A 24,445-nucleotide genomic window follows, 5' to 3' on the forward strand; every position below is an offset into this window, starting at 1 on the left:
CCTACAGCATTTATGCCCAGCAGTTCGGCAAGACCATGGTCCGCAACCGCATCAAGAACAACCCATTGCTGACAACGCCGAATGGGAAGAACCAATATCCCCAGGTGTCGACCTATTCTTCGATCAGTGAGGACGACAGTTCGCTGCGGGTGATGGTCATCAACCGCGACTTGAAGAAAAGCGTCACCGTCAACCTGAACACAATGGACACGAGTCCAAGACGAATGCTCGCCGACGGGAAGTACGGCTATCGGGTGTTGCGGTCAGATCGCCTGACCGACAACAACCACGTCGTGAAGGACACAGTGCGTTGGACGGACACGGCCTACTTCGATCAAACATCCAGCGGCCTGAAGAATGTCTACCTGCCGCCGGCCTCGGTGAATTTCTTCGTCATGCCACTAGCGCCGCATCGCGGCGAATCCGCTGACCTTCCCGCGAAGAGGTAGGCAGCTCGCCCCGGCGCTTGATTCACCTTGCAGCATTGCACGCGTGCCCTCGTGGTGCGGCGACTTTGGACGGAGTCTGCGCGGACGCGTCCGAAGGTTGGTCCGAATCGCTGCTGCGCGCGTGACGGTTGTCTCGTTCCGACAGCGCGGCACTGGTCGATGATTCAGAACGGCGTGGAACTGTCGATGGCACCACTGGGTGGCCAATCGTCGGTCACCCGTTCCCACCATGCCCACGAATGCCTCATCGCCCGTTTGCGTCTTGCTCGACCACGTCGTCCACGCGTCGCGGCGCCGATCTGTACTGCTCGTGGGGCTGACGCTGTTGATGTTCGGGCTGTCCAGCCGTGCTGACGTTACCGAGGATATCGAGCGCCAAGTCCAGTCGGATCCCCACCGTGTGCTTTCCGAAGCCAAGTTGAGCCCCGGTGCGCCGCCTGCCGCGCAGGATCTGCCGACCCAGTTGCGCCTGTTGCGAATGCGAGTGATGGCACAGGCAATCTTTGATGAAACGGACGGCGAACTGATCGAAACGGGATTGACGCTCGCGCGTGCGCTGAAGGACACGGAGGCAGAGTGCGAACTGCAGACCGCCAAAGGAGAAAGCTTCTTCGACGCGAACCGGGCGCCGGAGGCGGAAGCTGCTTCCAAGCAGGCCGAGGAGCTGGCGGCGCAKGCTGGCCTGCTGCGCCAGGTTGTGCGTGCCCGGTACTACCGGGGCATGCAGTACTTCGGCCGCGGTCGGACTTCCGAAGCGCTCGCATTGTTCGTCAGCGCGCTGCCGCTAGCCGAAGAGATCGGGGACCGATTTGGCGCTGCGGCTGCGCTCAACGGCATGGCCGCCTCCAGCTTTTCACCCCGTTCAGCCGCCGAGGATTACAAGCGGAGCATCGAACTTTACCGCCGCGCTCTGCAGACGATCGACCCAAACACTTACGCAAGCTTCGCCGTGATGGTGAAGCACAACTTGGGTATGGCGCTCAAGAATTCCGGTGATGTGCCGGGCGCACGAACTGAGTACGCCAGCGCCTTGGAACTGGCGCAAAAACTGCACCACAGGCTGGCCGAGGCAATGCTGTCGTGGCGCCTGGCCGGCCTGGAATTGGATGACGATCGGCCGCAGCGTGCGCTGGCGCGGCTCGACGTCGCCGAGCCATTCTTCGACGAGTCGAACAACTTGGGCATGCAGTTCAACGTGAGGCTGGACCGCGCGGACGCTCTGGCCCGGCTTGGCAAACAGCAGGCGAGTCTGAAGATGCTGGCCTCGGCCGAAAAGTTGCTCCCGGCCTTGAAGAACGCACGTCGAGAGCTGCTGTACTTCGAGGCCGCCGCAAGGATCCAGGCGCGCCTGCAGAACATGGGTGAGGCATACGAGGCCATGCTCCGCGTGCGCGTCGCCGACAAGGCCGCCGCCRTCGCTGCCAACGACGCGCTTGCGGCCGAACTGCGTGCTCGCTTCGACGCCGAGCGCAAAGAGAAGGACAACGAAGTATTGCGGGCGAAGCAGCTCGAATCCGAGGCACGCAGGCAGGCACTCATCCTCGCGCTGGCCAGCGCCGTGCTGCTGCTGCTCGGGCTGGCAACGATCCTGCACCTCCAGGTGCGTCAAAAGCGCCGCTTTGCGGCACTTGCGCTGTCCGACGAGCTGACTAAGCTTCCCAATCGACGCAGCATGCTCGACACGGCGGGGCGGCAACTTCGCGGTAGACGTGAAGTCAGCGGCGCGTTCCACCTGGCGCTGCTGGACATCGACCATTTCAAACTGGTCAACGACAAGCACGGCCACGACGTGGGCGACTTGGTGTTGCGCGCCTTCGCGCAGGCTTGCGCGCCATTGGTGCGAGGTGGTGACACACTGGGACGATTCGGCGGCGAAGAGTTCCTGCTCGTCTTGCCCCAGTGCGATGCAAACGCCGTCGCCGCGGTGTTCGCACGGTTGCAGAAGGCGGTTCATGCCATCAGGGTGCCGAACATCGAGCTTGGCAAGGAGCTGAGCTTCAGCATGGGCGTTGCCGCTGCCGAGCCGGACGAATCGCTTGAGGCATTGCTCAAACGTGCGGATGCGGCCTTGTACGCCGCCAAGAATGCTGGACGTGACCGCTGTTTGCTTGCGCCGAACACGGGGCCGCAGTCAGATCGCGCACTGCCTGCCACTGTGACGCGTCGAGACGAACCTGCAGATGCTCAACGCCATCCTGTAAGTTGCTGACCGACGGCTACGAGGTGAGTTCCAGGGACCTRGGCCCGGAGGCCACGGCTAGGGCCGCGCCCTTTTTTCCAACAGGTAGGTTTCGGTCCCTGGAAGTTCGTGGACCATTTGCCGGATGCGGTGAGCCCCTGTTCGTCTTTTACGAACCATGGACATGGTGGGTGCGCGCGGAGAAGCGGGCAGCGACCATCATGAGCCTGCTGCACTCGGCACGGCCGAATCATCGAACTACGCGGTGGCCCAGCGCGGGACTTGCATCCCAGGCGGTCCCATGAATTGCCCAAACGCTGCCTCTTCTTAGGGCAACATCGTTGTCGGATAGGGTGTGGGGTCGCGAGCCAGAACTCTGCTGTAAGCCCCGTATTTCCTGGCTTCCTGGCGGAAGCGGTGAGATTCGAACTCACGGAGGGGATAAACCCTCGCCGGTTTTCAAGACCGGTGCCTTAAACCGCTCGGCCACGCTTCCTTGGAGGAGGGCGATTATCCGCCACTCGGCGGTGCCCCCAAAGAGAAGGGCGCTACTGTAGCGCAGCGGCGCCGGTCTTCCTTGGCAGATCGGCAAAGAAGGTGCTGCCCTCGCCAACCTGGCTGCGCACGCCGACATGGCCGCCTTGCAGTTCGACCAGCTGGCGTGTCAGCGCCAGGCCGAGGCCGGTGCCGCCATAGATGGGGCGGATGCGCTGGCGCAGCTGGGCGAACTGCGAGAACAGCTTGGGCTGGTCTTCGGCCGCGATGCCGATGCCGTTGTCCTCGACCTCCAGGCGCCAGCCGCTCGGACCTCGGGCCATGGCGCGCACGACGATGCGGCCGCCGTCCGGGGTGAACTTGACCGCGTTGGAGACGAAGTTCAGCAGCACCTGCTTCAGGCGCGCCGGGTCCAGCCACAGGTCGGGCAGCGGCTGCAGCTCGGTGTGCAGCGCGATGTGCTTGCGGTCGGCTTCGGCACGCAGCATCGTCAGCGTTTCGTCCACCAGCGCCGGCAGATCGACCGCCGTGGGGAAGAACTCGAAGCGCCCGGCTTCGACCTTCGACAGGTCCAGCACGTCGTTGACCAGCTGCAGCAGGTGTTGCGCGCCTCCGGCAATGTGCGCCAGGTATTCGGCCTGCTTGGTGCTGCTGGGCGGTGGCGACAGGCGCAGCAGGTCGGCAAAGCCGATGATCGCGTTCAGCGGCGTGCGCAGCTCGTGCGACATGTTGGCCAGGAACTCGCGCTTTTGCCGGTTGGCTTCCTGTACCTGGTGGTTCTCGGCCTCCAGCGCCACGCTGCGCAGCCGCAGCTCCTCGGCGTGCTTGCGCTCGGTGATGTCGACGACCAGGCCGACGACCCGGTTGGGCCGGCCGTCGTCGCCACTCATCAGCTGGCTGTGGCTGGACACCCAGTGCTCGCTGCCGTCGGGCCAGATGACGCGGAACTCGGTGTGCAGCGGCCGGTTTTCCTGGCGAGCCTGGTCCTGGGCGGCGATCACCCAATCCGCGTCGTCGGGGTGCAGCGACCGGCGGAAGTCCTCGAGCGTGAAGTGGGCCAGGCCCTCCGGGTGGCCGAAGCAGCGGTCATGGTCGCGCGAGTGGCGCAGCTCATTGCTGTTCACGTCCAGGTCCCACACGCCCATGCGGCCGGCCTCAAGGGCATGGCGCAGCATCGATTCGCTTTGCTGCAGCGCCGCCTCGGCCTGCGAGCGTGCCCGTTGCCGGTGTTGCAGCAGGTCTTGCGCTTGGCGCAGTGCGTCGGCCAGTTGGCGCGCCTCGTCCATCGACGGCTCGGAGATCTCGACCTGCTGCCCGCTGCCGATGGCCAATGCCGGCCCCACCAGGGCACGGATCGGCCCGGCCACGCGACGGCCCAGCAGCGTGGCCAGCCCCAGCCCGGCCAGCAGGATCAGAACCGCCATCGCGCTGGACACGACCAGGCGCTTGCGCAGGTCGGCGGTCAAGGCGGCCTCGGGCACGCCGATCGTCGTCGACCAGCCATAGCGCATGGCACGCGCATGGCCGGCGAACACCCGGACGCCCTCGCGCGAGGTGGTCAGGAAGCAGCTGGTCTCGTCGTGCAGAACGTGGTCAAGCAACGCCGGCACGACCGGCAGGCCGACAAAGCGTTCAGGCGACAGGGTGCGGGCCATCGTGATGCCCTGGCGGTCCAGCACGCTGGAAATCCAGCCCTCGGGCAGGTTCTGGCGTCGCAGGAAGTCCGACAGGCGCTGCAGCCCGAGCATCAGCGTCAGGCGATAGCTCAGCTCACCGTTGCGCAGCACTGGCACGTGCACGGCCACTTGTGGATGCTGGGTCAATGAGCTGATGAACAGGTCCGACACGACCGGCTCCGCGGGATCGAGACCGGTAGGGAACACCCCGGTTGGCTGCGGCGGCAGCGCCACGCCGGCCGGACGCAACAGGTTGAACATCTGCCGGCCGGTGGGATCGGTCAGCACCAGCGTCTCGCCGCTCAGGTGGGGCAGGGCCCGCTCGGCCTGCTCGCGAAAGGCCAGCAGATCGGCCGGCTGTGTGGGCGAGGTCAGCAGCGGCGAGGTGGCCAGCGCCTGCAAGGCGACGACGTGGCTGTCGAGCTCGGCCTCCAGCGCGTTGGCCACCGTGCGGGCGGTGTTGCAGGCCCGGGTCTGCTCAGTGCTGCGTTCCCGTTCGTAGGTCAGCAGGCTTTGCGCCAACAGCAACAGCCAACCCGGGATCACGCAGACCAGGACCAACTGCTGGATGCGAGCCTGAATCGAGCGCGAGCGCCAGAACGACATGGCGCAATGCTCGGTGCCGCCGGCAGCCCGGTCAAGCAGGAATGCCCTTCGTGCAGGGCACGGGCGCCGCTACATCGAGATACCAGGTCTGCGGGCGACGGGCGCTACGCTGGACGCTGTGGCGCCCCGCGGAACGCTCCGTTCTGCGCGCCCTGACCGAAAGGTTGAACGCATGAAGCTCTTCCGTGTGGTGGTGGCCGGTCTCACCCAAGCGCTGCGTTTGGTTCGTCTGGCTGGCATGACGGTGTTCCTGGCGAGCGCGGCCCAGGCCGCGTTGCCGGCTGGCGGTGAGGGCGCCCTGGGCTCGGCCAAGGCCTGCCAGCCGGGCCACACCGTCACGTTGAGGGCCAAGGCCAACGGGCGGTTTGTCACGGCCGACATTCGTCAGCCCGACAGCCCGTTGCTGGCTGAGGCGACGCTCGCGCAGGCGTGGGAAGACTTCACCGTTGTCGACGCCGGTGATGGTTGGGTGGCGCTGAGGGCGCTGTCCAACGCGCGCTATGTGTCGGCCAATCTCTCCTCGGGGGCGGCGCTGGTGGCGGGTTGGGCGACCACGATCGATGGCTGGGAAAAGTTCAAGGTCGAAGCTACAGCCGACGGCCACGTGACGCTGAAGTCGTTTGCCAATGGGAGCTACGTGACGGTGAACACGGGCGGCACCGGCGCACCGCTGAGCGCGACCTCGGCCACGCGCGGGCGGGCCGAGAAGTTCAGCTGCGCGCGGGCCGCCGCGCCGCAGGGCGCAACGGTCTGGGGTGGCGCGAATACCTGGTTCCTCTATGCCCAGCGCAGTGCCGACCGCCTGGCGATCTTCGACGCGATGCAGCGCGCCAACCTGCGTGTGGCGCGTGTGTTCGTGCGGGCCGTCCAGTACAACGCATACGGCCAGATCGACTACGTGCCGAACCTGCAGGTGAACACCAACATCGACGTCGRGACCGTCAACGGCTATGACGACACCGTGCTGGCGCGCATCGACCAGCTGATGGTCGAAGCCAAGCAGCGCGGCATCAAGCTGATCCTGTCGCTGCATGACCGCTGGTACATGGGATCCTGGGAAGGCGACGACATCTACACCCAGCTCTACGGTGTGCGCGACGGCAGCCAGGCCCTGCACGACTACTACGACGCCTGGGCCGGCGCCGAGATGATGCAGCGGCTGGACGCCCGCCTGCGCCACCTGCTGACGCACCGCAACCCGCTGCTGGGCAACCGCACCTGGGGCGAGATGAGCGACGTGGTGTTCAGCGTCGAAGCCGAGAACGAGGCAATGGCAGGCGTCAGCGGAGTCGACGATGCTTTCGCCGGCGCCTGGCAGTGTGCACGCGCGAAAGCGATGAAGCCCCATGTGTCGAACGGAGTGCTGATCAGCACCGGCGGCGTCAAGGACGCCTACAACTCGGCCTACTCATCGTTCTTCGATTGCCCGGAGATCGACCTGATCGGCATCCACAACTACGGCAAGGGCGATGACGTGCCGGGCCAGCTGCAGAAGGTGCTCGCGTTGGCCAAGAGCAAGAGCAAGCGCGTCGTGATGCAGGAGTTCAGCTGCGACCCGGACGTGGACGGCGCGCCGGACGGCTTGAGCGATGCGCAGAAGCGGCAGTGGCGCGCCACTTGCAACGAGAACGAGATCATCCGCTACGAACAGCTGGGGCTGCCGTGGATGATCTGGTCGGTCGTGACGCCCAGCGACACGCTGCGCGAGGTGGACGCCAACGACGCGAGCTGGCCGGTGCTGAGCCGGCACGCGACGAACCCGCCGCGGCTCGGCTTTGCCTGGCCCGAGCTGAAGTAGCCGGGCTACAGCTTGATCTTGACTTCGAACTGGATCTGACGCGGCTCGCTCAGCCCGGCGTAGTAGGGCGAGCCGACCGGCGCCGAAAGGTTGCTCAGGAACTGCACGTACTGCTTGTCGAACAGGTTGTTGACGATCAGCGCGACACCCCACTGCTTCGAGTCGGCCTCCCAGCCCAGGCGGGTGTCGACGCGCTGGCGCGCTTCGCCAACGCGGAAGCCCGGCGCTTTCAGGCAGGCGCCCTGCATTTCGGAGTCGTCGTTGCAGCGGGTGGCGCTGAGGTACGAGCCCTGCACCGACCAGTTTGCATGGCCATCGCCCAGAGCCCATTGCACGTCGAAACCGGCCGTCAGCGAGGTGGTCGGTGTGCCGTACGGCTGGCCGGTCAGGTCGTTGCTGTCGCCGGCACGGTTGCGCTGCGCCTTGTAGGTCTGGTCGATCAGTTCGGCCGAGCCGAACACGCGGAAGTCCTTCGACAGCTGCCATTGCGCTTCCAGGTCGGCGCCGGTGGCCTGCACGTCGCTGGAGGTCACCACATAGGCAGGGATCGGCGGCGATTGGTCGAGCGTGATCGACTGCAGGTTCTTGAACAGGTAGTGGAACAGCGAGGCGCCATAGCTGAAGCCGCTGTTGGCCAGCCTGCCCTTGATGCCGATCTCGTAGCTGGTCACCGTCTCGGGGTCGAAGCTGCCACCGTTGGCCGCGGTGCTGACCGAGTTGAAGCCACCGGCCTGGTAGCCACGGGTGACCGAGCCGAAGACCATCGTGTCCTTGTCGAAATGGTGATCGATCACCAGGCGCGGGCTGACGTTGGTCCAGCTCTTCTTGGCATACACCGGTGCGGCGAACCACTCGGGGTTGTTGAACTCGAGGTTGCCGAACTGGCTGAGCAGCACCACCTGTTGCAGGCCGTCGGCCTGTTCCTGGGTGATCACGCCGGYGCCTACCATCTGGGCGAAGAAGTCGGGCGTGAACAAGGCTAGCTGTGGCGTCAGGCCGGGTGACGAGTGCAGCGGGTTGTACCAGCTGAACTTCTTCTCGTCGCGGGTGAAGCGGATGCCGGTGGTCAGGTTGGTATTCGCCCCCAGGTGCCAGATTGCATCGCCGAACAAGGCCTGGGCCTTGAAGTCGCCGGTGTTGTTCATGTTCTCTTGCCAGGTCTGCCCGAGCAGATTGATCCCCGGGACGCCGGCCAGCAGGGCCAACAGGTTCATGCTGGCATATGGACCCATGGACGGCGGCTGACCGTAGGCGGGCGGCGCGGCCAGCGTGTCGATGGAGTTGGTGTAGGTGTTGATCTGGCTGGTCTGCTTGGCGTCTTCGCCCGACAGGCCGAGACCCACCAACCAGTCCACCGTCGGGTTGTTGCCGGCCAGGCGGAACTCCTGCTGCCAGCTCTTGTTGTGTTCGAAGTTGCCGGTGGACAGGTGCGAGGCGATGTTGTCGGTGCCGTCGTTGTCCTGCAGGTTTTCGGTCTTGAACTGGCGCCAGGCCGTCAGGCTGCTGAAGGTGGCGAAGCCCAGGTCGTGCTCGACACGCAGCGTCAGCCCGTCGAACAAACGTTCCTCGCGGCCATTGACCACGTCGTTGCGCAGCGGCTGCTTGCGCGGGTCGACGAACAAGGAGGTGTCCAGATGGCCCTCGTCGTCGATCGCGGTGATCGGCGTCACCGGCGACAAGGCCCAGACCGGCCGCGGGCGCTGGTCGAGGTCTTCGTGCTCATAGCTCAAGACTGCACTGGTCGCACCACTCGGGTGCCAGCCGAGCGCCAGCCGGGCGCCCCACGCGTTGTCCTGCGGCGAGCGCAGGCCGGTGGTGACGTTCGTCGTCCAGCCCTCGCGGCGCTGGGTGACCGACGAGAAACGCAGCGCCCAGTCGTCGTTCAGCGGCTGGTTGACCATCGCCTCGGTGTGCACCGTGGCGTGGTTGCCCATGCGCAGCAGGCCGCTGGCGGCGAAGCTGCCGGTCGGGTCGTTGGTGACGATCGAGATCGCGCCGCCGGCGCTGTTGCGGCCGAAGAGGGTGCCCTGTGGGCCCTTCAACACCTCGACGCGCTTGATGTCGTTGAAGTTCAGCAKCGCGCCACCGGTCTTGCCGGTGTAGACGCCGTTGACGTACACGCCCACCGGCGMATCGGTGCCGATGCCGAAGTCGGCGGTGCCCAGTCCACGCAGTGTGAAGTTAGGCTGTGTCGGCTCGGTCGCATCGATCTGCAGGCCGGGCACGAAGGCAGAGACTTCGGCGATGTTGACTGAGCCGAGCTTAGCGATCTGCTCGGAGCCGATCAGCTGGATCGAGATCGGTACCTGCAGCACTTCCTGCTTGCGGCCCTGCGCCGTCACTTCCACCACCGTCACCTGGTTCTCGGTGGCCGGCGCGTCTTTCTTCGCCGGCTCGGCCTGGGCCCACGCGAGCTGGGGCAGGCTGGCGATCGCGCTCAATGCGGCGACGGCCAGCGCGGTGCGGCGCAGGGGTTGGGGGGCGGGGCGTACAGCCATGGTCTCTCCTCCAGGGTTCAAAGCTTGTGGGGGTCAGGCGGGCTGCAGCGGCCGGGCAGTGAGGCGATCCACTGCCGTACCAGGCGCAGCCCTTCTTCATGTACGGTGTTGCGGCCCAGCTCGGGCATCATCACGCCGCCTTCGGTGCTGGCCAGGCGCCAGGCCATGATCGACGCGTCAGGCTGGCCCGGCACGATGCCGAACAGGCGGTCGCCGGTGCCTTTGCCTGCGGCCACTGGCGGCTTGCACAAGCCCATCTGCCAATCGACCGGTGCGAACGCATCCAGCCGCAGCGCGGTGTTGCTGGCAGTCGCATTGGCCTGGTGGCAGTGCGCGCAGTTGACGTCGAGGTAGGCACGGGCCCGGTCGGCCAGCGGCAGCTTGGCGTCGGCCCAGTTGGCGGCACGGGGCAGGGCGCTCAGGTCGTTGGCGTTGGGCACGCCAGTCAGGAAGCCGGTGCGTTGCCAGCGGGCGAGCTGGTTCTCTTCGCCCTCGGCGTAGGCCAGCGTGCGGTTCAGGTGGCGCACCTTCGGGCCGATTGGCGTGAAGACCTTGTTCTTCAGGTTCACCACATGGCACGAGGCGCACTGGTTCTCGTTCGGCACCACGTAGGTGAAGCGTTGGTGGTGGCCGGCGTCGTCTACGAGCTCCAGCGCCTTCTGGTCGCCGGTGCGCTCAAGCACGGCCTCGGTCTGTGCCTCGTTCCAGACATAAGGCAGCGCAACCCAGCCGTCGGTGCGCTTCACCAGCAGCCGGGTTTCGATCAGCCGCACCTGCGACAGGTCCAAGCCCAACGACGGCGGTGCCGTGAGCGCGGTGGCCGTCTGGCGCACCTGGCCCGACTCTGCCGCAGCGCCGTCGACCTTCGGGTAGTAGAAAGTCTTGCTGAGGATGGTGCCGACGGGGAAGTCGAACGCCTCTTGCTCGCGGTAGGTGGCGGCCTGGCCGGCCGGCATCCAGACCGTGCGCAGCTTGTGCGCGTGGTCGCTGAACAGCGGCGTGTTCAGGTCATACGGCAGCACGCCGGTGTTCAGCGACAAGTGCTTGCCATCGGACTCGACCACATGCCATTCGGCCAACGTCGCCGGCTTGCCTTCGGCGACGAAATTGACAGGCGCCGGCGCGCGTTGGCAACCCGCCAACAAGGCCAGCACGCCGACGGCGGCTGCGAGTTGGTACAACAACTTCAAGGTCAGGTCTTCGACGTCAAGGTCACCGGCGACAAGGGCGGCAGCTCGCAGCGCATCTCTTCGGTCACCACGCGCGGGTTCTTGTACTTGCCCGGGCCGTCGGCGTTGAGCACCTCGACCTTGCCGTTGTTCACGCACAACCGCGCCTCGGCCACGCCGCTGGCCTTGGGGTCGGCGTAGCCGTCCCACAGCACATCGGGGAAGCGGCCGTTCAAGCCGAACATCGCCGTCTTCAACACCTTCAGGTCGACACCATCGGGCGAGTCGCCACCGCCGGAGAAGCGGTTGCTGTGCACGTAGATCGCCTTGGGGTACGGGTCGTAGCCGGCCTCGACGCCCTTGTCGCTGTAATAGCCGGTCGAGAAGTAGCTCGAGATGATGACGTTGGCGGTGCGGTTGTCGACCACGTCGTTGTCGAAGATCTCGACCTTGGTGTTCGAGTTGATGACCACGCCCGAGCCGGCTGGCACGCTGGCCACCGCGGTGCCCTTGGCGCCGAAGTTGGCCAGGTTGTTCAGCTCGACCCGGTTCTTGTAGACGCGTGTCGAATGCCCCGGCTGCGACAGGTTGGGCATGTTGAAGACCAGGATGCCGCCGGTGTTGCCGGTGGCCAGGTTCTCGTAGACGTCGGCGTCGATCGTGTTCTCGATCTCGATGCCGGCCACGTTCTGCTCGGCACGGCAGCGCCGCACGATCACGTTCTTCGACTGGCCGACGTAAATGCCCGCGTCCGACGCGCCGAAGGACTGCGAGTCTTCGATCAGCACATTCTTCGTCTTGACCGGGTAGATGCCGTAGGCGCCGTTGCTGGTCTTCGGCCCATCGGTCMAGCGCACGCGCACCGAGCGGATCGTGATGTTCTCGCCGTCGTTGATCTTCAGCGCGTCGCCCTGGCTGTCTTCGAGCGTCAGGCCTTCGATCGTGAAGTCATTGGCCTGCACCAGCAGCCCTTCGGGGCCGGACGTCTGGCCGCGGAACGACAGGATGGTTTTCTCCATGCCGGCGCCGCGGATCGTGACGCCGCTGGCGCGCAAGGAGAGCCCGCGATCGAGGTGATAACTGCCGGCCGGGATCTCGACCACCGAGCCGGGCTTCGCGTCCAGCAACTGCTCTTGCAGCTTCTTCTGAAACGCGGTGTCGACGGCCAGGTCACCAGCACGCTGGCCACCATCGGGCTGGGTCTTGCCGCAGCCGACGAAACCGATCGCGGCCAGCACGGCCAGGGCCGCGGCGCCGCGGCCCCAACGGAAGTTGCGCATGGTGTGTCCTCGCACATTGCAAGCGCCTGCGGCGGCCGGGCGTTGGCCTGCGGCGGCGTGGCGTCTGCTCTGCGAAAGAATGTAGCAAGGACTATCGTTTGCCGGTTTACGGAGTTTCCCCGGTGACGTGAATCGCGCTCACGTCAGCGGCAGGGCGGCTCCGTCGCACTATCCGTGTCGTGGCGCACCAGGCTCGGTCAGCCCGGTGGCTGGGCTTGCGAGCAGGGCACCTGGATCACCTCGCGCCGGCCGCCGTCCACGCGCACGGCGGTGAGCTCGCCGCCCCAGACGCAGCCGGTGTCCAGCGCCAGCAGATCGGGCCGGTTGATCAGCCCCAAGGTCGACCAATGGCCGAAAGCGATCGGTTCGCCGGCACTGGCACGCTCGGGGTGCTCGAACCAGGGCTTGAAGCCGGTTGGCGCGGTGTCGGCGCTGTCCTTGCTGTCGAACTCGAGCGTGCCGTCGGCGGCGCAGAAGCGGATGCGCGTCAGCGCGTTGATGATGAAGCGCAGTCGCTCAACGCCGGTGAGCGCCTCGTCCCAACGCGCCGGTTGGTTGCCGTACATCTGCGGCAGGAACTCGCGCAGCGCCGGGCCGCGCAGCATCGTTTCGACCTCACCGGCCAAGGCCAGCGTGCGTTCGGTGTTCCATTGCGGCACCACGCCGGCATGCACCAGCAACCAGCCCTCGGCGTGGTCAGCCAGCCGGCCCTGGCACAGCCAGTCGAGCAGCGCCTCGCGTTGCGGGTGGTCGAGGATCTGGACCAGCGTGTCGCGCTTGTGCGGTGGCCGCACGCCCGCGGCCACCGCGAGCAAATGCAGGTCGTGATTGCCCAGCAGGTAGCCGGCGCTGGCGCCATAGCCCTGCAGCCGCTGCAGCACGGCGAGCGAGCCGGGGCCTCTGTTGACGAGGTCGCCCAGCACATGCAGGCGGTCACGCGAAGGCGAGAACCCGATCGCGGCGAGCAGGCGTTCGAAGGCGTCGCAGCAGCCTTGCAGGTCGCCGATGAGGTAGTGCATCTAGTTGTCCTGTCCTGGAAATGGCTGCGATGGCGCGCCCGCGTGACCGGTCATCAGGGCAGATACGCTCGGTATCTACCCTGCCGCCCGGCCGCAAGTTCATCACCATCTGGTCGAATCTCTGTGGCGGCCATTTTCGGGACAGGACACCCGATTCTGCTACGCTCTCGCCCCATTTCTTCCCCTCTCTGCGGCGCGATTCCTGCTTCGCCCGCCCCTCATGGACCTCGCCCTTCTCGTTTTCCTGATTCTGCTCAACGGCTTGTTTGCCATGTCTGAGATGGCCTTGTCGGCCAGCCGCAAGGCGCGGCTGCAGGTGATGGTCGAAGCGGGGGAATCCGGCGCGCAAGCGGCGATCGACCTGCACGACAACCCGACCAAGTTCCTGTCGACGGTGCAGATCGGCATCACCTCGATCAGCGTGCTGAACGGCATCGTCGGCGACGCGGCGYTCTCGGGCCCGCTGTCGGCGTGGCTGCTGTCCTACCTGCCGTTGTCGCAGCGCGCGGCCGATGTCACCGCCACCGCGCTGGTGGTGCTGATCATCACCGTGTTGTCGATCATCTTTGGCGAACTGGTGCCCAAGCGCCTGGGCCAGATGCACCCCGAGACGGTGGCCCGGCTGGTGGCGCAGCCGATGGAATGGCTGTCGCTCGCGACGCGCCCGCTGGTGGCCATGCTGGCCGCGTGCACCGAGGGCATCCTGCGCCTGATGGGTGTGCATGCCGGCCCTGCACGCAGCGTGACCGAAGAGGAAATCGCCGCCAGCCTGGAAGAAGGCCTGGACGCCGGCGTGATCGAGGCGCAGGAGCACCAGATGGTGCGCAACGTGTTCCGTCTGGACGATCGGCAGGTCGGCTCGATGATGATCCCGCGCGCCGAAATCCGTTGGCTAGACGCCAATGCGTCGATCGACGACGTGCTGAGTGTCATCGCCGACGAAGAGCATTCGCGCTACCCGGTTTGCCGCGGTGGGCTGGACGACGTGATCGGCGTGGTCAGCGCGCACAGGCTGCTGAAGCCGCTCGCCGCTGGCCGCGTGGCCTTGCTGGGCGACCACCTGGAGGCGCCGGTGTTCGTGCCGGAAACGCTGTCGGGCATGGAGCTGCTCGAGCATTTCCGCAATTCGGGCGCACAGCTGGTCTTCGTGGTCGACGAGTACGGCGCGGTGCAAGGTGTGATCACCGTGCGCGACGTGATGGAAGCGATCACCGGTGAGTTCGGCAGCCAGGCCGCCGAAGCGTGGGCTGTACAGCGCGCTGACGGCAGCTGGCTGATCGACGGCCTGATCCCGGTGCCCGAGCTGAAGGACCGGCTCGAATTGAAAGACTTGCCCGAGGAAGACCGCGGGCGCTACAACACCCTGGCAGGCATGATCATGCTGCTGCTGGGCCGGCTGCCCCGCACCACCGACCAGGTGGAATGGGAAGGCTGGCGGTTTGAGGTGGTGGACCTCGATGGCAAACGGGTYGATAAGGTGCTGGCAAGTCGTCAGCCGGGGCCTGTACACGAATCTGGAGAATTGAAGTGATCAACCCCGAGCTGCACAAGAAGCCGGTCGCGCTGGACCGCGTCGCGCATCGGAACCTGAAGATCCGCCGCGAGATGAGCGCGCTGGATGCGACCACGGGCTTGAATGCCTTTTTCATCACCGCGGCCGAGTTCGCCGACGCGTGCAAGGAATACCCGATCCTGTTCCTGCGTGCCGGCAAGGACGAGCAAGGCAAGGACCTGTGCGCCCCGGTGACCGTGTTCGGCTTGCTCAAGGGCGAGAACCTGATCTACCGCCACGGCCGCTGGAACGCGCGCTATGTGCCGGCGCTGCTGCGCTCGTACCCGTTCGCGATGGCGCCCACGCCGGACAAGCAGTTCGTCGTCTGCTTCGACGAGACCAGCCCTGTGTTCTCGCAGACCGAAGGCCAGGCGCTGTTCGACGAAAAGGGTGAGGCCACGCCTTACCTCGAAGAGGTGCGCCAGTTCGTCGAGAAGATCGAGATCGAGGTCGATCGCACGCGGTTGGCCGGGCGCAAGCTGATGGAGCTGAACATGCTGCAGGACAAGCGCTTCGACGCGACCCTGCCGGATGGCACGCCGCTGTCGATCGACGGTTTCATGGCGGTCGATGAAGAGCGCCTGAAGAACCTGAACGATGCCGACGTGCTGGAGCTGCAACGCACCGGCCTGCTGGCCTTGATCCACTTCCACATGGCCTCGATGAGCAACATCAGCCGCCTGCTCGAGATCCACGTCGAGAAGCGCGCCGGCGAAGCGAAGTAAGCACCAGAGCCGCGACAGGCTATGTCAGGCGGCATGCCCGCCCGGCATAGCAGCTATCGTCTGCTCTCTCATGGAATGGGGTGTTCCCCGCTAGGGCACCACCCCACCGCGGCGTAAGCTGCCGCGGCAGACCCCCGTGAGGAGAGCCCCCAATGAAGACGATCCACCGCCCTCTGGTTTGGCTGGCCGCACTGGCCGGCAGCGCGTTGATGGCGAACCCCGCTGCCGCGCAAGAGGTGACGCTGAAGTTCCACCACATCTGGAACCCGCAGGCGATGGCCTCGGTGAACCTGATCCAGCCGTGGTGCGACAAGATCGCCAAGGACTCGGGCGGCAAGATGAAGTGCCAGATCCTGCCGGCGATGTCCGGTGGCGGCACCCCGCCGCAGCTGGTGGACCGCGTCAAGGACGGCGTCGACGACCTCGTCATCACGCTCCCCGGCTACACCGCGGGCCGCTTCCCGGCGATGGAAGTGTTCGAGCTGCCCTTCATGTGCAACTCGGCCGAGGCCGGTGCGCACGCGGCGTGGGACTACCTGCAGAAGTACGCGCTGAAGGAATTCCCCGGCACCAAGATCCTCGCGACCTGGGTCCACGACGAAGGCTACATCCACACCCGCGACAAGCAGGTGAAGACGATGGCCGACTTCAAGGGCTTGAAGATGCGTGCGCCGACACGCCAGACCAACAAGCTGCTGGCCACGCTTGGCGCCTCGCCGGTTGGCATGCCGCTGCCGGCGATTCCCGACGCGGTGAGCAAGGGTACGATCGACGGCTTCCTGCTGCCGTGGGAAGTGATGCCGTCGCTGAAGCTGCAGGAGCTGGTCAAGTACGACAGCGAGACCGACCCCACGCGCCCAGCGCTGTACAGCGCGGTCTTCGTCTTCGCGATGAACCAGGCCAAGTACGACAGCCTGTCGCCTGAGCTGAAGAAGGTCATCGACGACAACTCGGGCGGCGACTTCTCGCAGTCGATCGGCAAGATCTGGGACAACAGCCAGGCAGCCGGCCGCAAGGCGGCGGTCGACCACGGCAACACGCTGTACACGATCCCGGCGGCCGAACTGGACAACTGGGTCAAGGCCTCGGCGCCGCTGTACATCGGCTGGGTTGCCGAAATCGAAGGCAAGGGCATGCCGGCCAAGCAGATGCTGCAGGACGCCAAGGACCTGCTGGCCAAATACAAAACCGCCAAGTGACATTTCCCCACCGACCTGCGGTCCTGGGAACGGCCTGAACGTGATCCGTCAGCCGCTTCGACGCCTGTCGTTGGTGTTCGCGGTGCTTGGCGGCGGCGTCGCCTGCGTCGTTGCCGCGATGACGGTCACCTCGATCGTGATGCGCGCGCTGCTGTCGAGCCCGATCGCCGGCGATGTCGAGTTGACACAGCTGGGCATCGCGCTGTCGATCTCGTTGTGCCTGCCCTGGGCGCAGCTGCACGGCGCGAACATCATCGTCGACTTCTTCACCCAGGCGCTGCCTGACCGGGCCAATCGCCGGCTCGACGCGTTCGGCGCCGTGCTGTTGGCGGCGATGTGCGCGTTGCTGTCGTGGCGCACCAGCGTCGGTGCGATCGCGGTGCGCGAGGCCGGTGAGACCTCGATGATTCTGGACCTGCCGATGTGGTGGGCTTATGCCTCGCTCGCGCCCGGACTGGCCCTGAGCGCGTTGGTCGCGCTGGTGCAGGCTTGGCGCTGCTGGCGCGGCGGGCAGTTGGTCGAGAACTAGAAACCGAGGGACGATGGACCCGCTGTGGATCGGCCTGCTGATGTTCGCAGGCATGTTGGTGTTGATGGCGCTGCGCGTGCCGATTGCCGCGGCGATGTTCATCCCCGGGGCCTTGGGCTACTGGGCGATGACCAACGACCAGGTGCTGCTGAACCAGCTGAAGGGTGCTGCAGTCGCGCGGTTGACGGTGTACGACCTGTCGGTGATTCCGCTGTTCCTGTTGATGGGGCAGTTCGCAACGCAGGGCGGTTTGTCGCGTTCGTTGTTCCAGGCGGCTGCGGCTTTTGTCGGCCACATCCGCGGCGGGCTGGCGATGGCGGCGGTGTTGAGTGCGGCGGCCTTCGGCGCAGTCTGTGGCTCATCGGTGGCGACCTCAGCCACGATCACGCAGGTCGCCTATCCGGAGATGAAGGCCCATGGCTACAGCGGCCGGCTGTCCACGGCCACGCTGGCCTCGGGCGGCACGTTGGGCATCCTGATTCCGCCGTCGGTACCGCTGGTGGTCTATGCGATCCTGACCGAGCAGAACATCGCCAAGCTGTTCGCCGCGGCCATGGTGCCCGGCATCCTGGCGGCCATCGGCTACCTGATCGTCATCGCGCTGCTTTGCCGTTGGCGGCCCAGCCTGGCGATGCCGAGCGAGCCGGTGCCCTGGCGCCAACGCTGGCATGCGTTGGTCGGCGTGTGGCCCATCGTCGTGATCTTCGTCGTCGTGTTCGGCGGCATCTACGGTGGCGTGTTTTCGCCCACCGAGGGCGCAGCGGTCGGCGCATTGGGCACTTTCGTCGCGGCCATTGCGCGGCGTGAGCTGGACCGCGCGGGCATCGTGCGCAGCTTCATCGGCACCGCCGAAACCTCGGCGATGGTGTTCATGATCTTCCTCGGCGCCGACATGATGAACGCGTCGCTGGCGCTGACCGCGATGCCGCGCCTGCTGGCCGATTGGGTCGCGCACCTGCACGTGGCGCCGCTGGTCATCGTCGGCGCGGTGATGCTGTTCTACGTGGCACTCGGCTGCGTGATGGACGAGCTGTCGATGATGCTGCTGACCATCCCCGTGCTGTTCCCGGCCATCATGGGGCTGGACCTGTGGGGCCTGTCGCTGGAGATGAAGGCGATCTGGTTCGGCATCCTGGTGTTGATGACGGTGGGCATCGGCATGACGGCGCCGCCGGTCGGCCTGAACGTCTACGTGGTCAACAGCATCGCCAAAGACGTGCCGATGAGCGAGACCTACAAGGGCGTGTTCCCGTTCCTCGCGACCGACGTGGTCCGCACCGTGGCGATGCTGTTTTTCCCGTCGCTTTGCCTGGGGCTGGTGCGGCTGCTGTACTGAAGGTTGGTGGTCCAATCGCCGATCCGCGGGCGGATCTTGCCGCTCACACCGAGACCTGACGGAACCTCCTCTTCATGAAGCTTCTTCTCGCGTTCATCGTGGCGGCCTTTTTTGGCTTCACCTCACTCGACGCCGCCGCGGCGGCCGGCGGCTCGGGCTACGACCCGGCAGCCAACCCGGCGTCGGCCCTCAACACCGCGCTCGACCAGGCGAAAACCAGCCATCGCAAGGTGCTGGTCATCGCGGGTGGAGACTGGTGTCGCTGGTGCCTGATCCTGAATTCGTTCTGGGACAAGAACCCCGAGGTGAAGGCCGAACTCGACCGGACCTTCGTCGTCGTGAAGGTCTACTTCGGCGAGGACAATACCAACGACAGCTTCTTCTCGAAGCTGCCGCGCGCCAAGGGCTACCCGCACTTCTGGGTCATGTCGCCGGACGGTGTCACGATGCACTCCATCGACACCGGTCGACTGGAGAATGGCCACGACAGCTACGACAAGAGCGAGGTCCTGCGCTTCATCCGCGAGGTCGGGGCGAGCTGACGCCGCTGGTTCAGGCCGGGTTCGCCGCCGCATCGCGGCTGCCGCGACTGGCTGGGCCGTACAAGGTGGCGTTGGCGTCGCGGCCGACCAGCATCGGCGCCAGCCGCACCGTCGAATCGCCTTCGAAGCCCACGTCGCCTCGATAGTCGCGCGGATTGCGCCAGGTGCCCATCAGCATGTCCCACGGCGGAAAGTCGGAATAGTTGTAGGCATGCACGCCGCGCCGGTGGTGCACACCATGCGCCTCGGGCCGCTGGATGAACCAGCCCATCCAGGTGGGGGTGTGGATGTTGAAGTGCTGGAACATGCCGTAGAACGCGGCGACCGTGCCCAGGATGGCGGCGGCCAGCGGATCCAACCCGAGGATGAACACGACGACGAGCTGGAACAGCGCGACGTTCAGCACCACCTCTTGCGGTGTGAAGAGCACCGAGCCGGCCACGTCCAGCCGCTGCGGTGAGTGGTGCAGCTGGTGAACCCAGCGCCAGAGCAAGTCGAAGCGGTGGTAGGCGCGGTGCAGCAGCGCCGTGGCCAGCGTGAAGACCGGCAAGCCCACCAGCACGCCGCCGATGATGCCGAGCCGGGCGCCGTTGAACAGATGGTGGGCAGTGATCTCGGGCGGCAGCAGGCTGGGAAGCACCGCATTCAGCCCCATCAGCATCACGAAGAAGGCGACCGACTTGGTGCGCCACCAGCGGATGCTGGGCCAGGCCCGCGCAGGGGCCAAGGCCTCCCAGGCCARCATGGCCAGCCACATCAAGGGGATCAACAAGCCGATCAGGTCTTCGGTCGTCATGGCAGCCTCCTGCATGCTCGGGCCGGCAAACAACGCCGGCCCGACACTCAGTCGGCTCTGGACGACACGGCCTTACATCGGCCGAGGCGTCACTCGCTGTCAGCCGCGTCGGCGGCCGCCGGGAACTTCACGTCGACCACGTTGTAGAAGCTGTTCGAGGTGTCGCCGATTTCCCAGACGCCCAGGATGATCTGGTAGCCGTGGCGCACCGGCACGTTGCAGGTGTGGGTGACAGTCATCGGCGGCTGCTTCATGCCGCCGTCGGCGGTGCAGAACGGCGTGCTCTCGAACGACGCACGGGTCAGCTTCTGCGCCGGGTTCCAACCGGCCTTGGTGATGTAGTAGCGCCAGTTGCGCGTCACGTGGTTGGCGGTGAAGTTCCAGGTGAAGGTGTTGGTGCCGGCCTTGATCTTGCGCTTGATCCAGCGGGTTTTGGTCTGCACGTCCAGCTCGGCGAAGCTGTCATGCCCGGCGCTGGCGATGTGCTGGTCCGCCGGGCCGTTGGTGGGCCAGCCCGATGGGGCCTCCAGGCTTTGGGGCTCCCACTGGATCGCGCCGCAGTTGGTGTTGGTACCCAGCTTGCAAAGGTAGCCGCGGGATTCGGGGGCGCTGATGTAGCCATGGGCGGCGGCGGACAACGGCATCGCCGCGGCCAGGCTCAGCAAAGCGATTCGAGACAGGTTCATGGGGTTTCCTTCCTGTGTGGTGGCGGCAAATTGTCGAAAGCCCCCTATTGGTGCGCAAGAGGTCTTCTATTGGTTCCTTTCTGGTATTTGAAAGCGGAGGTATCTGATACCGCTTTCAGTCCGCCGGCTGCAAGCGGCAGATGGTTTTGGCGACTCGCAAGGCCAGCGAGCCGGGTTCTTCGGCCTTGCGGTGGCAGACCACGACGCTGCGTTGCAGTGCCGGCCGCAGGGGGCGAATCTGCAGCGTGTCCGACACGCGCATCCAGTCGGGGCGCGCCGGCAGCAGGGCGGCGCCATAGCCCGCACCCACCAGGCCGGCGGCGACTTCCTCGAACGGCATTTCCAGCCGCACTGTCGGCTGCAGCCCGGCCTGGGCGAACCAACCCATCACCTGGCCGTGGATGTGGGTGGACGGCTCGTTGACGATCAACGGCCGCGCGGCCAGCCAGCGCGGCGTGACCTGGGCGGGCACCTGCCACGCCAGCGGCAGCAGTGCCACCAGCGCCGTGCGGTGCCAGGGCAGGGCGACGATCGCGTCGGGCAGGGCCTCGCGCTGCGCCACGAGCACCAGGTCGACGCTGCCGGCGGCCAGCCAGTCCAGCAGTTCGGGTGACCGACCAGTGCGCAGCTCCAACTGCACACCAGGCCAGCCGGTGCTGAGCTCGCGCATCACCGTCGGCAGCATGCGCGACAAGCCACCGGTGGACGCGCCGATGCGCAGCCGCGCCAGCGCGTCGGCCCGCAAGCGCGCGACGGCCTCGACTGCATCGTCGGCTTCGCGTAGCAGCCGGCGTGCGCGCCGCACCAGCTCTTCGCCGGCGGGCGTGGCCGCCAGTTGGCGAAAGCCGCGCGTGAGAAGCGGCTGCTCCAGGCGCTTCTCCAGTTCAGTGATGTGGAGGCTGACGGTGGGTTGCGACAGATGCAGCGCACGCGCAGCCAGCGTGAAGCTGCCCAGTTCCACCACCGTCACCAGGGTGCGCAATTGGTCGAGCTTGAGTTCACGCATTGGAATTCCTGATGTACCTATCCGAACATTTCAATTTTCAAATGTAGCCGCACAGGGCAGCATCGTCGGAATGCGATTGCTTCGAGGTCTGTGGAACCCGTCTTCTCAGCGCATCGTGGTGATCTGCATGCTGCACCACGCCGTGATGAGCGGCGCGCGCACCGTGTTGCCGTTGCTGGCACTGCAACGTGGCGGCAGCCCGTCCGTGGCCGGGGCGCTGATTGCCGTGCAGGCGCTGGCGCCGGCCTTGCTGTCGCTGCCTATTGCAGCGCTGATCGGGCGATGGGGCGCGCGACGCATCGCGGCCTGGGGCCTGGTGCTCAGCGCGGGGCTGTTGCTCGGCTTGGCGCTGGCCGGCGGCATCACCATGCTCTTCGTGCTGGCGGCCGGTGTGGGTGTCGGCTACAGCATGACCGCCATCAGCGCGCAGCGTGTGTTGGGCCAGTGTGTCGCGGCAGGTGACGCGCGGGCCTACGAGCGGTTTTCGCTCGCCACGGCGCTCTCGGCCTGCGGCGGCCCCTTGGTCGCGGGCGCGGTGCTGACTGTGGGCGGCAAGGCAGCATGCCTAGCTGCGCTCGGCGGGCTGGCTTTTGTGGCCGGGCTCGTGCTGGCCCTCGCCTGGCCGGCGGGACCCACGCTAACGTCCCGTCCCCATGTCGGCGCAGCGCGGCCACCGCTGGGGGCAGGCGTGCGTGCGGTGCTGGCGGCCGAGACGGTGATCTCTGTCTCATGGAACGCCTTGGCCACGCTGGTGATCCTGCGGGCGCATGCCGAGGGCTGGCCCGCCACGCAGCTGACGCTGGTGGTGTCCTTGCTCGGCTTTGGCGTCTTGCTGGCGCGGCTGCTGGGCCCGCGGCTGCTGCCGGGCTTGGCCGAAGCGACGCTGGTGCGCGTGTCGATGGCTGCGGCGATGCTGGGCTTGCTGAGTTTTGTCGGGCATTGGCCGTGGTGGGTCCACGCCGTGGCGCAGACCTTGGCCGGCATGGGACTCGGGCTGTCGCTGAGCCCTGTGCTGTCGTTGCTGCATCAGCGTTCGAACCCCGCCACCCACACCCGCACGCTGGCCGTGCGCAACCTGATGCTCCATGGTTGCGCGGTGGCCGGTCCAGCGTTGTTGGGCGCTGCGGTCGGCGTGGTCGGTACGGCGTCGACTTGCGTGGCGATGGTCGCCGTGGCGTTGGCGGCGGCGTTGACGATCCGGCTTTGAGGTCCGGCGCACGAGACCTCGTCACGGTTCGTCACTGGTCGTGCGGCTGGCAAGGCGTGAGTGGTGCGGCCGACAGCCCGCCCGTACCAGGCGTCGTGCCCGGCCGTCACGGCAGGCATCGACTCGTTGCCTGAAATCGCCGCCCTGAAGCGAGATTGATCCGCTTCGTCGCAAAGGCGAAGCGTCGACCTCCGTCCGCGAAATCCTTGCGCCCAGAGCGGCTCACAACAGCCTCGTGAGACCACCGCCTTGGCGATGGGGCATTGGCAGCCCCGGTTCGTACGGAGACATCTCGACCATGTTTGCACCTCGCCCCATTCCCGTCTCGAGGCGGCACGCCGCCAGCGGCTTCACGCTGCTGGAGATGGCCATCGTGCTGGTGATCATCGGCGCCATCCTCGGCGCCGTGATGATCGGCCGCGATGCGCAGCGCAATGCCGAGTACCTGAAGATCCGGCAGGCCTTCGTCAACCAATGGGCGGTGGCCTACAACAGCTACGTCCAGCGATACGGCGCCCCGGTTGGCGACAACCACCAGGCGCCGCGGCTGATGGTCAACGGCCAGAAATACGCCGGCGCGCTCGGTGGCGACCTCACCACCGCGACACCCCCTCCGGCCGTTTGCGAAAAGTCGGCGGGTCGCCGGATGACCCGTGCGATGGAGGCCAGCGTCAGCCTGCGGCAAGAGATGCTGCAAGCCGGTATCGAGTTACCCCAGGGGCGTGGCATCGGCATGGAAGACCGCTACGTCTATCTGGACACCAACGGAAACCCGCAAGAGTTGCAGGTCTGCTTCCAGTGGAACCCGCCTGGCACACGCTCTGGCACCGGCAACGTGATGGTGATCAGCGGCCTGACGCCCGACCTGGCGCGCTCGCTGGCCTCGGGCATCAAAGGCAATGCCGATGCGAACAGCGGTTCGTTCCGCCAAGAAGGCGTGACCGCCGGCGCCGGTGCCACCGCGGGCCTCGATTGGGTTGGCGACAACACCCAGGCGTACTCGGGCTCGTCGGGCACCACCATCGACCGCGAAGCCCAGGTGCTGACGGTGGTGGCCCATTACAAGATGAACCAGTGATGGCCAGGTTGGATTGAAGATGTCTAACTCCATTTCTTGGCGCACTCGCGGTGCGTTGCCATGGGCGGTGCGGCTGAAGCCGGCCGGGACCAGGCTCTTCGTTGCCTGCGCGCTCTGCGCAACCGCCTCCGCCGGTCTGCTGATGCTGGGCAAGCACCGACTGGACCAGTCCAGCCAACGGCTGGAGCGCGCCACGGCCGACTTCGAACAACAGCAGCAAGCCGCGGCGGGTGCGGATCGGCGCGCCATGGCCGAGCGCCGTGCACGCGAACTGCTCGGGCAGGTGGACCAGGTGGGGCTGTCGCAAGCGGGCTGGGGTCAGCGCAGGTTGGACGTTCGGCAAGAGCCGATGTCGCGTGCCGCGCTCAATGCCCTGCTGGCTGAGCTGCGACCCGACGCCACGAAGTTGTTCGCGCCCACGGCGTTCGAGTTCTCGGTTCAATCGCCCGAGGAGGACTTGTTCTCTTCGCCGCCCAAGCCCGGCACCTTGCTGGTCGTCACGCTCAAGGGGCGGCTGATCTTCAAGACCACCGGCGCGCCAGCCCCTGGCCAACCCGATCCGGGCCTCGTGCGGTCATGACACCGGCTGCCGTTCAAACCAGCGCCGTCGAGCAAGTCCT

The 24,445-nt window shown here is 66.3% G+C and carries 20 protein-coding genes and 1 tRNA gene; 12 read left to right on the top strand and 9 right to left on the bottom strand.

Annotation, left to right across the window (positions count from 1 at the left end):
- Nucleotides 1–449 (top strand): hypothetical protein (locus tag AC1DYI_RS04540; protein WP_477202884.1); only part of this gene is annotated, 449 nt, incomplete at its 5' end.
- A 262-nt stretch (nt 450–711) separates the two neighbouring features.
- Nucleotides 712–2,658 (top strand): GGDEF domain-containing protein, encoded by a 1,947-nt coding sequence (locus AC1DYI_RS04545; RefSeq protein ID WP_477202885.1) that lies wholly within the window; start codon nt 712–714, stop codon nt 2,656–2,658.
- A 376-nt stretch (nt 2,659–3,034) separates the two neighbouring features.
- Here the strand turns inward: AC1DYI_RS04545 and AC1DYI_RS04550 are convergent.
- A tRNA-Ser gene (locus AC1DYI_RS04550) sits at nt 3,035–3,124 on the bottom strand.
- A 52-nt stretch (nt 3,125–3,176) separates the two neighbouring features.
- The gene (locus tag AC1DYI_RS04555) at nt 3,177–5,405 is read right to left on the bottom strand and encodes a sensor histidine kinase (protein WP_477202886.1); all 2,229 of its coding nucleotides are present in this window, start codon (nt 5,403–5,405) and stop codon (nt 3,177–3,179) included.
- A gap of 172 nt (nt 5,406–5,577) precedes the next feature.
- Here AC1DYI_RS04555 and AC1DYI_RS04560 point away from each other — a divergent pair, with 172 nt between their 5' ends.
- Entirely contained in the window at nt 5,578–7,203 is a 1,626-nt protein-coding gene (locus AC1DYI_RS04560) for a fascin domain-containing protein (RefSeq protein WP_477202887.1), read from the top strand.
- A 5-nt stretch (nt 7,204–7,208) separates the two neighbouring features.
- Here AC1DYI_RS04560 and AC1DYI_RS04565 read toward each other — a convergent pair whose 3' ends face one another.
- The 4 genes from AC1DYI_RS04565 to AC1DYI_RS04580 form a co-directional block, all read right to left on the bottom strand.
- Nucleotides 7,209–9,701, bottom strand: a complete 2,493-nt coding sequence (locus AC1DYI_RS04565) for a TonB-dependent receptor (protein ID WP_477202888.1) — start codon at nt 9,699–9,701, stop codon at nt 7,209–7,211.
- Between the two features lie 17 nt (nt 9,702–9,718).
- Nucleotides 9,719–10,891 (bottom strand): SO2930 family diheme c-type cytochrome, encoded by a 1,173-nt coding sequence (locus tag AC1DYI_RS04570; RefSeq protein ID WP_477202889.1) that lies wholly within the window; start codon nt 10,889–10,891, stop codon nt 9,719–9,721.
- Between the two features lie 2 nt (nt 10,892–10,893).
- Entirely contained in the window at nt 10,894–12,150 is a 1,257-nt protein-coding gene (locus AC1DYI_RS04575; protein WP_477202890.1) for a parallel beta-helix domain-containing protein, read from the bottom strand.
- Between the two features lie 197 nt (nt 12,151–12,347).
- Nucleotides 12,348–13,169: a symmetrical bis(5'-nucleosyl)-tetraphosphatase gene (locus tag AC1DYI_RS04580; protein WP_477202891.1), complete on the bottom strand. Its 822-nt coding sequence runs from the start codon at nt 13,167–13,169 to the stop codon at nt 12,348–12,350.
- A gap of 220 nt (nt 13,170–13,389) precedes the next feature.
- On the opposite strand from AC1DYI_RS04580, the gene AC1DYI_RS04585 reads away from it, so the two are divergent.
- The 6 genes from AC1DYI_RS04585 to AC1DYI_RS04610 all read left to right on the top strand — a co-directional run bounded on the left by AC1DYI_RS04585 (nt 13,390) and on the right by AC1DYI_RS04610 (nt 19,052).
- Nucleotides 13,390–14,700, top strand: coding sequence for a hemolysin family protein (locus AC1DYI_RS04585; protein ID WP_477202892.1), 1,311 nt, complete (start codon nt 13,390–13,392; stop codon nt 14,698–14,700).
- A complete protein-coding gene (locus tag AC1DYI_RS04590; RefSeq protein ID WP_477202893.1) occupies nt 14,697–15,446 on the top strand; it encodes a SapC family protein in 750 nt (249 codons plus the stop codon). The genes AC1DYI_RS04585 and AC1DYI_RS04590 overlap by 4 nt, the downstream gene beginning before the upstream one ends.
- 152 nt (nt 15,447–15,598) lie before the next feature.
- On the top strand, nt 15,599–16,645 hold the full coding sequence (locus tag AC1DYI_RS04595) for a TRAP transporter substrate-binding protein (protein ID WP_477202894.1): 1,047 nt from the start codon (nt 15,599–15,601) through the stop codon (nt 16,643–16,645).
- A gap of 40 nt (nt 16,646–16,685) precedes the next feature.
- Nucleotides 16,686–17,174, top strand: coding sequence for a TRAP transporter small permease (locus AC1DYI_RS04600; RefSeq protein WP_477202895.1), 489 nt, complete (start codon nt 16,686–16,688; stop codon nt 17,172–17,174).
- Between the two features lie 13 nt (nt 17,175–17,187).
- The gene (locus AC1DYI_RS04605) at nt 17,188–18,510 is read left to right on the top strand and encodes a TRAP transporter large permease (RefSeq protein WP_477202896.1); all 1,323 of its coding nucleotides are present in this window, start codon (nt 17,188–17,190) and stop codon (nt 18,508–18,510) included.
- 74 nt (nt 18,511–18,584) lie between these two features.
- A complete protein-coding gene (locus AC1DYI_RS04610) occupies nt 18,585–19,052 on the top strand; it encodes a thioredoxin family protein (protein ID WP_477202897.1) in 468 nt (155 codons plus the stop codon).
- 10 nt (nt 19,053–19,062) lie between these two features.
- On the opposite strand, the gene AC1DYI_RS04615 is transcribed toward AC1DYI_RS04610, so the two are convergent.
- From AC1DYI_RS04615 to AC1DYI_RS04625, 3 genes are all read right to left on the bottom strand, one after another.
- The gene (locus AC1DYI_RS04615; RefSeq protein ID WP_477202898.1) at nt 19,063–19,848 is read right to left on the bottom strand and encodes a sterol desaturase family protein; all 786 of its coding nucleotides are present in this window, start codon (nt 19,846–19,848) and stop codon (nt 19,063–19,065) included.
- A gap of 89 nt (nt 19,849–19,937) precedes the next feature.
- The gene (locus tag AC1DYI_RS04620; protein ID WP_477202899.1) at nt 19,938–20,534 is read right to left on the bottom strand and encodes a lytic polysaccharide monooxygenase; all 597 of its coding nucleotides are present in this window, start codon (nt 20,532–20,534) and stop codon (nt 19,938–19,940) included.
- 115 nt (nt 20,535–20,649) lie between these two features.
- Nucleotides 20,650–21,540, bottom strand: a complete 891-nt coding sequence (locus AC1DYI_RS04625) for a LysR family transcriptional regulator (protein WP_477202900.1) — start codon at nt 21,538–21,540, stop codon at nt 20,650–20,652.
- A 70-nt stretch (nt 21,541–21,610) separates the two neighbouring features.
- Here AC1DYI_RS04625 and AC1DYI_RS04630 point away from each other — a divergent pair, with 70 nt between their 5' ends.
- From AC1DYI_RS04630 to AC1DYI_RS04640, 3 genes are all read left to right on the top strand, one after another.
- Nucleotides 21,611–22,747 carry an MFS transporter gene (locus AC1DYI_RS04630; RefSeq protein WP_477202901.1) on the top strand — a complete coding sequence of 379 codons (1,137 nt, stop codon included), beginning with the start codon at nt 21,611–21,613 and terminating at the stop codon, nt 22,745–22,747.
- A gap of 298 nt (nt 22,748–23,045) precedes the next feature.
- Nucleotides 23,046–23,825 carry a type II secretion system protein gene (locus AC1DYI_RS04635; protein WP_477202902.1) on the top strand — a complete coding sequence of 260 codons (780 nt, stop codon included), beginning with the start codon at nt 23,046–23,048 and terminating at the stop codon, nt 23,823–23,825.
- Nucleotides 23,826–23,967: 142 nt separating this feature from the next.
- Nucleotides 23,968–24,405, top strand: a complete 438-nt coding sequence (locus AC1DYI_RS04640) for a hypothetical protein (RefSeq protein ID WP_477202903.1) — start codon at nt 23,968–23,970, stop codon at nt 24,403–24,405.
- Nucleotides 24,406–24,445 lie beyond the last annotated feature (40 nt).

Source organism: Ideonella sp. P3_A4 (assembly GCF_056403075.1).

Bases quoted from the DNA above. Each gene is read 5' to 3' on its own strand.
- AC1DYI_RS04635 (WP_477202902.1), top strand. From the start codon at position 23,046: ATGTTTGCACCTCGCCCCATTCCCGTCTCGAGGCGGCACGCCGCCAGC.
- AC1DYI_RS04630 (WP_477202901.1), top strand. From the start codon at position 21,611: ATGCGATTGCTTCGAGGTCTGTGGAACCCGTCTTCTCAGCGCATCGTG.
- AC1DYI_RS04595 (WP_477202894.1), top strand. From the start codon at position 15,599: ATGAAGACGATCCACCGCCCTCTGGTTTGGCTGGCCGCACTGGCCGGC.
- AC1DYI_RS04605 (WP_477202896.1), top strand. From the start codon at position 17,188: ATGGACCCGCTGTGGATCGGCCTGCTGATGTTCGCAGGCATGTTGGTG.
- AC1DYI_RS04620 (WP_477202899.1), bottom strand. From the start codon at position 20,534: ATGAACCTGTCTCGAATCGCTTTGCTGAGCCTGGCCGCGGCGATGCCG.
- AC1DYI_RS04640 (WP_477202903.1), top strand. From the start codon at position 23,968: ATGCTGGGCAAGCACCGACTGGACCAGTCCAGCCAACGGCTGGAGCGC.
- AC1DYI_RS04580 (WP_477202891.1), bottom strand. From the start codon at position 13,169: ATGCACTACCTCATCGGCGACCTGCAAGGCTGCTGCGACGCCTTCGAA.
- AC1DYI_RS04625 (WP_477202900.1), bottom strand. From the start codon at position 21,540: ATGCGTGAACTCAAGCTCGACCAATTGCGCACCCTGGTGACGGTGGTG.
- AC1DYI_RS04610 (WP_477202897.1), top strand. From the start codon at position 18,585: ATGAAGCTTCTTCTCGCGTTCATCGTGGCGGCCTTTTTTGGCTTCACC.
- AC1DYI_RS04555 (WP_477202886.1), bottom strand. From the start codon at position 5,405: ATGTCGTTCTGGCGCTCGCGCTCGATTCAGGCTCGCATCCAGCAGTTG.